Below are 9,741 nucleotides of genomic sequence, written 5' to 3' on the forward strand. Positions count from 1 at the left end.
GGACACACTTTTTGTCACTTAACCCACAACGACAAGTGATCAAAAAAAAGACCCGCCGTGAGCTTCCATCCAATGGAAACCCAAACGGCGAGTCTAAAAAGCTTAAAAGCCTTGAATTAACAGAGCAACTTACACCAATGAAGCTCTGACAAACAGGACCTTAAGGAGAACCTTAGCGACGCAGACCCAGGCGCTCGATCAGCTTACGGTAGCGCTCAACGTCGTTGTCCTGCAGGTACTGCAGCAGGCCCTTGCGGCGACCGACCAGCAGCAGCAGACCACGACGGGAGTGGTGATCGTGCTTGTGGAACTTCAGGTGCTCGGTCAGCTGACGAATACGTGCGGTCAGCAGTGCAACCTGAGCCTCCGGGGAACCGGTGTCGGTCTCGTGCAGGCCGAACTCCTTGAGAATCTCAGCCTTTTCTGCAGTGTTCAAAGCCATGTAAATCTAACTCCTTGAATCAAATTATGGTCGTTTTTTCAGTCCACATTCTCGGCTTTCCCGGAACCAAACAGCGTCTGGCAACTGGTTCCTCGCAACTGCTTGTGGACCGCAGTCACAGCCGACGTTTTACTTTAACAGCTAATCGGTCTTAGCCAAAATGGCTTCGGTGTCTGCCACGTCCTGGTTCATCCGGTCAATGAGCTCCTCGACCGAGTCGAACTTCTCCATGCCGCGAATCCGGTCGACAAACTCAACCTGCCCAGCGGTGCCGTAGAGGTCCGCATGACGGTCAATCACGTAGGCCTCGACCGTTCGATCAGTGTCTCCAAAGGTCACATTAGTGCCCACCGACACGGCCGCTGGGTAGCGCACCCCAAACTCGATATCGCCCTTCGGGTCCGGCTCCGGGCGGGCTGCCGTCGGCTGAACCGTGAACCATGCCGCGTAGACACCATCAGCCGGGATTGCCAGGCCCTCAGCGAAGTCAATATTGGCGGTCGGAAAGCCCAGCTGCGCTCCTCCACGCCCCTGACCTGGAAGAACATCACCATCGACACGGTAGAAGTACCCGAGACACGAGGCGGCTGCGGACACCGCACCGTCGGCAAGCAAACCGCGAATACGTGTCGACGAAACACGTTCGGTCGAGTCCGCGGCAGTGACGTCGAGAAGGTCGACGATGGTGACGTCGACCCCACACTTACAGCCGTGCTCCGGCATAGTCTCGGCGGTACCTGCGGCCTTCTGCCCATAGGTGAAGTTCTGGCCAACGAAGACGGCCTGTGCATTCAGCTTGTCGCGGACAACGGTGCGTACAAAGTCTTCTGCGGGGATGCTGGAGAAGTTCTTGTCGAAAGGCACGACAAGCATGGCATCGATTCCCTCCGCTTCTGCCAGCTCGGCGCGACGGGACACGGTGGACAGTGCCGGCGGCACCTTATCCGGGGCAAACAGCGCTACGGGATTGGGATCGAAAGTCATCAACAGCGACTTCACGCCACGAGCGCGAGCGTCACTGACCGCAGCAGCTATCAGGCGCTTATGCCCAAGATGAATACCATCGAACACTCCGATGGTTACGACCGTGTCCCCCAGGTCTTCGGGTGCATTGTCCAAGCCATACCAAATCTCCACAAAGAGCCAGTGTAACTGGTCACCGTTTAACACACCGCATATAGCGCAACATAGGATTGCGTCTATGACCGACTTCGATCCGATTGCAGACTCCGGCATTGTTATCGTCGACAAGCCCCAAGGCTGGACAAGCCACGATGTAGTGGGCAAACTCCGTCGCATCTTCCGCACCAAGAAGGTCGGCCACTCCGGTACCCTCGACCCAATGGCCACCGGTGTGCTCGTCCTCGGCATCGGCCGCGGCACCCGTTTCCTGCCACATGTCCACGCCGACACGAAGTCCTACCAAGCCACCATTCGACTCGGCGCTGCCACGCTTACCGACGACGCCGAAGGCGAGTTGCTCTCCGAATCCTCGGCGGCATCGGTGACTGATGAAATGGTTCGAGCGGAAATTGCGAAGTTCACCGGCACAATCATGCAAAAACCCGCGGCGGTATCAGCGGTGAAGATTGACGGTGTCCGCGCCTACGAGCGCATCCGCCGTGGTGAGAAGGTCGATATCCCTGCGCGCCCAGTGACGATCACCCGCTATGAGGTTCTGGACATCCGCCACGACTCCGATCCTTCGCGCCCCGGGGAGTGCATCGATATCGACGTGGAGGTCGACTGCTCTGCCGGCACTTTCATCCGCGCCCTAGCTCGTGACTTGGGGGATGCACTGAGAGTCGGTGGTCATCTCACTGCTCTGCGGCGTACTGCCGCCGGCGTTTTCACTATTGATGAGGCGTTGACTATCGACGAGCTCACGGCGAAGGCCGAGCAGTTCGACACCGCCCATCCAGAAATTGCGGAGATGCGACGCCCAGTCCCGGAGCGCGCCGCTTCCTTGCTGCCGATGAGTCTGGACGAGGCCTGCCTGCGTTGCTTTGATACCCGCGAAATTACTGAACAGCAGGCGGCTGATTTGGCTCAGGGCAAGTGGCTGGAGCCGATCGGAAAACCTGGAGTCTATGCGGCGGTGTCACCAACGGGAAAGGTTCCGGCGCTGCTCACAGAATCTGGCAAACGGGCTAAGACGGTCTTCGTGGTGCGCCCGGCCACGCTGTGACTACCTCTCAAGGATTTTAAGACTGCTCGAGCCACACCGCGGTTGCAACGATGCCTGCACCGCGAGCCCAGAAGCCTTTTACTCCGCAGAAGGCGTCGGGAATCTCACGGTGAAACGTTAGCTGTAAAGGTCCGCCTGTGAGTCCTCGGGAAAAACCTCGCGCTGCTATCCGTTTCTTTCGCAGTTGGACGGAGACTTCGTCGAAGTCTAGCCACTGCCCGACTATCGGCTCCCAGAGTTTGTACATTGATTCCTTGGCGCTAAATTGCACCAGCGGGTCAAGGCGTGCTTCGTCAGTGCGCAAGACTGCCTCGATGATTCCTAACTCTAGAGTCTGCTCGACCTCGACATCGATGCCAATCCCCTGCAGCTGTTCAGCGCTCGCGGACACGGCTGCCACGGCCCCGTCGCAATGGCTAATTGACCCCACGACTCCTCGCGGCCACAGCGGCGCTCCGGTGGTCGACATGCCAATCCCATGTGGGGCAGGCTCTCCTAGCCGTTGCACCGCCTCATGCGCAGCGAGGCGCCCTCGGGTGAAATCACGGATTCGAACAGGTGCTGCACTATCAGACAGCCTCAACTCAGCGCTACGGAGCTGCTGCAATTCCGCATCACTAAACGGACGCTCGGCATTGGAGTCAATAACTAGCCGGCTACCGGCGGGCAAATGCCTGGCCAGATACTCCTGGACGTCGGCAAGCACACTCATGCGCTGATGCCGTACCATTTCTCTCCACGGAAACGGGTAGCGACAAAGATTAGTCGCAGAATCATGAAGGCCAAGAGACCGCACCACACGCCGGTCAGCCCCCAGCCAAATGCCTGCGCCAGCCAGACCGGTGGGAGGAATCCGCACAGGACCGCGCTAACGGTGGCGTTACGGAGGAAGGCTGCGTCGCCGGCGCCGAGCAACACGCCATCGAGCGCGAAGACGACACCGCCGATAGGAATCATTGCGACAAGAATCCACCATGGTCCGGCGGTGACTGCGTCAATCACGCCTGTTGCGTCGGTAAAAATGCGGACTATGCTGGCATTACCTACTGCGAAAACAGCCGCTAGGCCGAGGGCAATGACGCTTGACCAGACCGTCACGCGCTTGCCAGTCCAGCGGGCAACGGCCGTGGAGCTACCGCCCAACGCTGCACCGACGAGCGTCTGTGCAGCAATCGCTAGCGAGTCGAGCACCAACGAAATCAGGTTCCACAGTTGCAGCATGACCTGGTGCCCACCGAGCGTGGTCGGCCCAACGCGGCCAGCAACCGCTGCGGCGGAGAGGAACGCTACCTGGAAGGACAAGGAGCGAACGATGAGATCGCGGCCGAGGACCAGCTGGCTTTTGATAATGGCGCCATTCGGGCGCATGGAAAGCTTGCGGCTAGAGCACTCTTTGAAAAGACTGCGGAGGAACAGTCCGCCGGTAATCAATTCGCCGAAGAGAACGGCCAGCGCAGAGCCCTCGAGGCCGAAGGCGCGGACCAGCGGCACAATCACAATGGCGGCCGGAACAAGGCCTGAGAGCACAAATAGCAGCGGCGCGCGGGTGTTTTGGATACCGCGCAACCAACCATTTCCAGCCTGCGCAATCAACGTCAGCGGAATGGCGAAGGCAGCAACTCGCAACCACTGCCCGGCATCATGAGCGACCTCCGGATGAGGAGCTAACCAACCGGTAAATACTGGTGCCAACCCCACGATGATGGCAAAGAGGCTAAGGCCCACAAAGATGGCGACCCACGTCGCTTGCAATCCCTCTTCAACCGCCTCGTCCACGTTGCCCCTGCCAAAGGCTCGCGCTGATCGGGCGGTCGTGCCGTAAGCCAAGAAAGTGAGCTGCGTAGTTACCACGGAAAATACCGTCGAACCAGCGGCAAGCGCCGCAAGCTGGACAGCTCCAAGCCGACCAATGACAGCCGTATCCAGCAGCACATAGAGTGCGGGCGCGGCAAGAACACCCAACGCTGGCAGCGCCAGCGAAACGATTGCGCGAAGGCTGACATCTGACTTCGCACTGTGCCCGGTTCGCTCTATGCCAGTTTGCTCAATCTCAGTGCGCTCCTGAGTTTCTCGCGAGTCCGACAATCCCCTAGGCCTCGCTCGTGCCTCGGCGTGCCTGGGCTGCGACATCGCTGGTGTCCAGGATGGCCTGCAGCAGCTCATCCTTGCTGCACTCCCGAGTCAGACCGGCGGCACGCTCGTGGCCACCGCCGCCAATTTCCAGGGCGACCTGGGAGACATCGACAAGCTCGCGAGAACGCAGCGAGACGGCCCACTGGTTTGGCTCATACTCCTTAAGCACGGCACAGACGTCGGCCGCATTAGTCGTACGCACAATGTCCACGACCGATTCAATCTCATCGTGGCCAACTTCGGCGGTCTGGTCGTGCTCAATGACGACGTGGATTAGGCCAGCGCCGTCGCCCCACTCGGGCACCAATGTCGCGGTGGAAAGCACCTTGCCCAGGAATGGAAGGTAGGCAAACGGATGTTCTTCCAGCAGCTGTGCACCAATCGTGCGCGGATTGAGCCCCTTATCCAGCAGGCGCGCCGCTGCAGTGTGCATGCGGGAATGGCCGAACTGGAACGATGCGGTGTCCGTCAACAGCCCTGCATAGAGAGCATGAGCCATCGGCGTGGTCAGCTTGATACCCCAGACACCAAAGAAGTCCAGGAGCACCATGGTCGAGGACTCTGCGCGTTCGTCAACCATGTTGACGGACCCAAAGCGAGTGTTGGTCGCGTGATGGTCAACATTGATAACGCGGTCGGAGGCCATCACGCGATCTTCCAGCGCACCGAGGCGCCCCGGGCTTGCGCAGTCGACAGTCACCCACGTGTCAATGTCTTCATCCAAGTCCGTGTACTCGACAAATCGCTCCCATCCGGGGATGGTCAACAGCGACTTGGCTGGCAAATCGCTCTCACCGTAGCTGGCTACAGCCGAAATGCCACGCTGTACAAGTGCCATGACCATCGCAGATGCAGCACCAATCGCATCCGCATCGGGGTGAACATGGGCAATGACGCCGACCTTCTTGGCGTCGGCAAGCATATCCTGCATCTGCTGAATCGGCTTGGACATGCGGCGATTAATCGCCTGGGAAAGCTGGTGAGCTGCCTGCTCCTGAGCCTGCGGAGAAGTGGTCACGTGGGTGCCCCTTTCATCGATAGATGTGGCCGGTGGAGAGTTTTACTCCTCGTCGCGGTATGGGTTGGCATCGCCTGCGGGCTTTGCGTTTCTAGCCTGCTCAGCCAATTCCGCGTCGCGCGCGCGAGTCTTATCGAGCAGCTCCTCAAGGTGCGCGGAAATCTCCGGCACCGTGTCAACCTCAAAAGCCAGCGTCGGTGTGTAGCGCACACCGGTGCCACGACCGACCAGGGAACGTAGCTGCCCCTTCGCCTTTTCCAGCGCTGCTGCTGCCGACTCGTAGTCCGGTTCCTCGTCGAGCGTACGTCCGCGCACAGTGTAGAAAACTGTGGCGTCGTGCAAATCGCCGGTGACGCGGCAGTCGGTGATAGTCACAAACTCCAGCCGCCGGTCCTTAATCTCACGCTCAATTGCGCTGGCGACAATCTCCTGAATACGCTTGGACAGCCTGCGCGCGCGTGCTGGATCTGCCATTTTTGGCTACTCCCTATCTATCTCTACCTGTGCGTAACGATTCGTAGCTAGACCCCATTTAGCGTGGGGCCTGAAGTGCCCCTTCGCTGACAAAGACCCATTTGGGATCCGGCAAAACGGTTCAATACAAAGGACTGCTAATACTAACACGCAAAACACTACTCAACTTCGAACCGCATGTTTCGCGACTTCGCCCGCACCCGTTTACCGAGTGCAGTCAATTGCTTCGCCGCACGCTCGCCCTTTGTTATTAACCCATTAATCATCACGACAACACTGCCACCACCATCGATGTCATCGACGGCATGGGGAGTCGCTACTACGGAATTGCGCAGCTGAAACGCAGCCTACCCGTACGCTCTTAACGGCGCTCCACGAAGTTGTACATCGGTAACCCATTAACATGGGAGCAGTCAGGCAGTGAATCCATCACACTATCCTGCAATGGTGTTTCTCCCTCGATGCCGAAAATCCATTTAACCGCAGCATTACCTAGCTCCAGCGGATGGAAAAGGTAACTTACCTCACCATTTTTATCCTTGGGCGCCACACTGCCATGGGTTTGTTCCCATTCAGCCACATCCGTCGGATGTAGTACCTCGACGTGTTCACCGTTAGCGAACGGTACCTCAAAATCCAACAGTCGTCCAGAGCTGAAAAACCGCTGCATGTCAAAATCATAGTCTTCGCAGCTTGCTTCTAATTCCCTGGTAGGAGTCTTATAGTGGCAGAAATCGACAACACTATTGATGCACAGTGACCAACTTTCGCGAGGATCGTTCGCCAACGCTGGGTCCTCAATAAGGTCGTATACGTCGTCGGTCCCGAAAAGCAGCGTTGGCCCAAACGCTACCGCGTGGAAGTACCAATTATGACCATCCTCAATGGTTTCTTCGGAATCAAAGGCGAATTTCCCTGGCCAAATCTTGTCCAATTGCGCAAGAGTCTCCTCTGCGCTCGCAGGAGGATAATTCAAAATATTCGTTCGCGGCAGTTCATCTGAGAGTGCAAAGAGATTAGTTTTGAAGCCCATAACGAACACGATACGCAAAAAGGCGCTCCCCGAAGGGAGCGCCTTATCAAAGTTCACGCAGTGTTTAGCTTACGTTGCTACGTGCGCGGAACCTCGACCATCTCGTAGACCTCGATAACGTCGTCCACCTGGATGTCCGGGTAAGACAGCACCATACCGCACTCGTAACCGGCTGCGACCTCGGTAGCATCGTCCTTCTCTCGCTTCAGCGACTCGATAGTCGCCGAATCCGTAATGACGTTGCCGTCACGAACCAGGCGAGCCTTCGCGTTGCGGCGGACCTTGCCGGACTCGACCATACAGCCGGCGATGAGGCCAACTGCGGAGGACTTGAAGATGGCGCGAATCTCTGCACGACCAATCTCCTTCTCCTCGTAGACCGGCTTGAGCATGCCCTTCAGAGCAGCCTCAACATCCTCGATAGCACGGTAAATCACCGTGTAGTAGCGGATGTCAACGCCCTCAGCGTTGGCAACCTCTGTGGCCTTACCCTCGGAGCGAACGTTGAAGCCGATGATGACGGCGTCAGACGCAGCAGCCAGCGTGACGTTGGTCTGAGTAACAGCACCGACACCACGGTCGATGATGTTCAGTGCGACCTCGTCGTCGACCTCGATCTTGAGCAGGGCTTCTTCCAGTGCCTCGACGGTACCGGCGTTGTCGCCCTTCAGGATCAGGTTGAGGGTGTTGGTCTCCTTCAGGATCTCGTCCAGGTTCTCCAGGGAGACGCGCTTGCGACGACGTGCTTGCAGCGCATTACGACGACGTGCGTCGCGGCGGTCTGCAATCTGGCGGGCCGTACGATCCTCGTCAACAACCAGGAGGTTGTCACCAGCACCCGGTACGGAGGTCAGGCCGAGCACCTGAACCGGACGGGAAGGACCGGCCTCATCGACGTCGTTGCCGTACTCATCGACCATGCGGCGAACACGACCATATGCGTCACCGACAACGATGGAATCACCGACGCGCAACGTACCGCGCTGAACGATAACGGTTGCCACCGGACCACGGCCACGGTCAAGGTGAGCCTCAATGGCGACACCCTGAGCGTCCATATCCGGATTGGCGCGCAGATCCAGCGAAGCATCGGCAGTCAACAGCACTGCTTCGAGAAGCTGATCGATGTTGAGACCTTGCTTAGCGGAGATATCGACGAACATAGTGTCGCCGCCCCACTCTTCGTCAGTGAGACCGTATTCAGTCAGCTGACCACGAATTTTCTGCGGATCTGCAGTTTCTTTATCAATCTTGTTGACTGCAACGACAATCGGCACATCAGCGGCCTTGGCGTGGTTAATAGCCTCAACCGTCTGCGGCATGACGCCGTCATCAGCTGCAACAACCAGAATCGCGATATCGGTCGACTTGGCACCACGAGCACGCATGGCGGTAAACGCCTCGTGACCCGGGGTATCCAAGAAGGTAACCTTGCGCTTCTCACCGTCGAGCTCCACCGGCACCTGGTAGGCACCGATGTGCTGGGTAATACCACCGGACTCGTGGCCACCGACGTTGGCCTTACGAATCGTGTCCAACAGGCGCGTCTTACCGTGGTCGACGTGACCCATCACAGTTACCACTGGCGGGCGCTGCTCCAGGTCCTCATCGTCGCCCTCGTCCTCACCGAACTGGAGGTCGAAGGACTCGAGGAGCTCGCGGTCCTCATCCTCAGGCGAGACGACCTGGACCTTGTAATCCATCTCGTCGCCGAGCAGCTGCAGGGTCTCGTCGGAGACCGATGCAGTTGCCGTCACCATTTCGCCGAGGTTGAACAACGCCTGGACCAGCGATGCTGCATCGGCGTTAATCTTCTCAGCGAAGTCAGACAGGGATGCACCACGTGCGAGGCGAATGGTCGTGCCCTTACCGTTGGGCAGCTTAACGCCGCCTACCACGGATGGTGCCTGCATTGCCTCGTACTCGTTGCGCTTCTGACGCTTCGACTTACGTCCGCGACGCGGGGCGCCTCCTGGTCGCCCGAATGCACCTGCAGTTCCACCGCGACGTCCGCCGCGACCACCGCGCGGTCCGCCACCCGGGCCACCCGGGCCGCGACCACGGCCGCCGAAGCCACCGCCACCGCCACCGCGGCTTGCCTTTGCAGGCATCTGCCCCGGGTTCGGGTGCGAAGGCATCATTGCCGGAGTCGGACGATTGCCGCTCGGCTTATTACCGCGGCCCTGTCCACCCTGCGGGCGAGGGCCACCCTGGCGTGCTCCCGGTTTCGGGCCCGGACGGCCGTTTCCACCCTGCGGACGCGGCATGTTGGACGGCCGCGGTGCCGGACGGGAGGATCCGCCGGTCGAGAATGGGTTGTTCGCCACACGCGGTGCGCGTGCGCCTGGCTTCGGCCCTGGCTTCGGGCCAGCAGGCTTCGGCGGGCGTGGCATTTCTTGTCCCGGCTTCGGCGAACGGGACGGTGCAGCTGGCTTGGCACCCGGCTTTGCCGC

9 protein-coding genes are annotated in these 9,741 nt (G+C 59.1%); 1 reads left to right on the forward strand and 8 read right to left on the reverse strand.

All coding sequences use genetic code 11. From position 1 onward, the window contains the following. Positions 1-172 precede the first annotated feature (172 nt). A complete protein-coding gene (gene rpsO / locus HMPREF3135_RS07035) occupies positions 173-442 on the reverse strand; it encodes a 30S ribosomal protein S15 (protein WP_016422594.1) in 270 nt (89 codons plus the stop codon). Between the two features lie 141 nt (positions 443-583). Then, on the reverse strand, positions 584-1,579 hold the full coding sequence (locus HMPREF3135_RS07040; protein ID WP_042388641.1) for a bifunctional riboflavin kinase/FAD synthetase: 996 nt from the start codon (positions 1,577-1,579) through the stop codon (positions 584-586). 64 nt (positions 1,580-1,643) lie between these two features. On the opposite strand from HMPREF3135_RS07040, the gene truB reads away from it, so the two are divergent. Continuing rightward, the gene (truB, locus tag HMPREF3135_RS07045) at positions 1,644-2,630 is read left to right on the forward strand and encodes a tRNA pseudouridine(55) synthase TruB (protein ID WP_016422592.1); all 987 of its coding nucleotides are present in this window, start codon (positions 1,644-1,646) and stop codon (positions 2,628-2,630) included. A 16-nt stretch (positions 2,631-2,646) separates the two neighbouring features. Here truB and HMPREF3135_RS07050 read toward each other — a convergent pair whose 3' ends face one another. The 6 genes from HMPREF3135_RS07050 to infB all read right to left on the reverse strand — a co-directional run. After that, complete coding sequence (locus tag HMPREF3135_RS07050; RefSeq protein ID WP_049170823.1) at positions 2,647-3,360, reverse strand: 4'-phosphopantetheinyl transferase family protein; 714 nt, start codon at positions 3,358-3,360, stop codon at positions 2,647-2,649. Next, positions 3,339-4,664: an MATE family efflux transporter gene (locus HMPREF3135_RS07055; RefSeq protein ID WP_049170943.1), complete on the reverse strand. Its 1,326-nt coding sequence runs from the start codon at positions 4,662-4,664 to the stop codon at positions 3,339-3,341. Before HMPREF3135_RS07055 ends, HMPREF3135_RS07050 begins: the two co-directional genes overlap by 22 nt. Before the next feature lie 55 nt (positions 4,665-4,719). Further along, complete coding sequence (locus HMPREF3135_RS07060; RefSeq protein ID WP_049170820.1) at positions 4,720-5,781, reverse strand: DHH family phosphoesterase; 1,062 nt, start codon at positions 5,779-5,781, stop codon at positions 4,720-4,722. A gap of 42 nt (positions 5,782-5,823) precedes the next feature. Next, a complete protein-coding gene (rbfA, locus tag HMPREF3135_RS07065) occupies positions 5,824-6,255 on the reverse strand; it encodes a 30S ribosome-binding factor RbfA (RefSeq protein WP_016422588.1) in 432 nt (143 codons plus the stop codon). Between the two features lie 361 nt (positions 6,256-6,616). Continuing rightward, complete coding sequence (locus HMPREF3135_RS07070; RefSeq protein ID WP_048733528.1) at positions 6,617-7,345, reverse strand: hypothetical protein; 729 nt, start codon at positions 7,343-7,345, stop codon at positions 6,617-6,619. A 20-nt stretch (positions 7,346-7,365) separates the two neighbouring features. Next, the coding region (gene infB, locus HMPREF3135_RS07075) for a translation initiation factor IF-2 (RefSeq protein ID WP_083280634.1) at positions 7,366-9,741 on the reverse strand (2,376 nt) is incomplete at its 5' end.

It is taken from the genome of Corynebacterium sp. HMSC14H10, assembly GCF_001807105.1.
Taxonomy (GTDB): Bacteria; Actinomycetota; Actinomycetes; order Mycobacteriales; family Mycobacteriaceae; genus Corynebacterium; species Corynebacterium jeikeium_D.

Coding starts and splice junctions, on each gene's coding strand:
- rpsO (WP_016422594.1), bottom strand. CDS start 442: ATGGCTTTGAACACTGCAGAAAAGGCTGAGATTCTCAAGGAGTTCGGC.
- truB (WP_016422592.1), top strand. CDS start 1,644: ATGACCGACTTCGATCCGATTGCAGACTCCGGCATTGTTATCGTCGAC.
- HMPREF3135_RS07050 (WP_049170823.1), bottom strand. CDS start 3,360: ATGGTACGGCATCAGCGCATGAGTGTGCTTGCCGACGTCCAGGAGTAT.
- rbfA (WP_016422588.1), bottom strand. CDS start 6,255: ATGGCAGATCCAGCACGCGCGCGCAGGCTGTCCAAGCGTATTCAGGAG.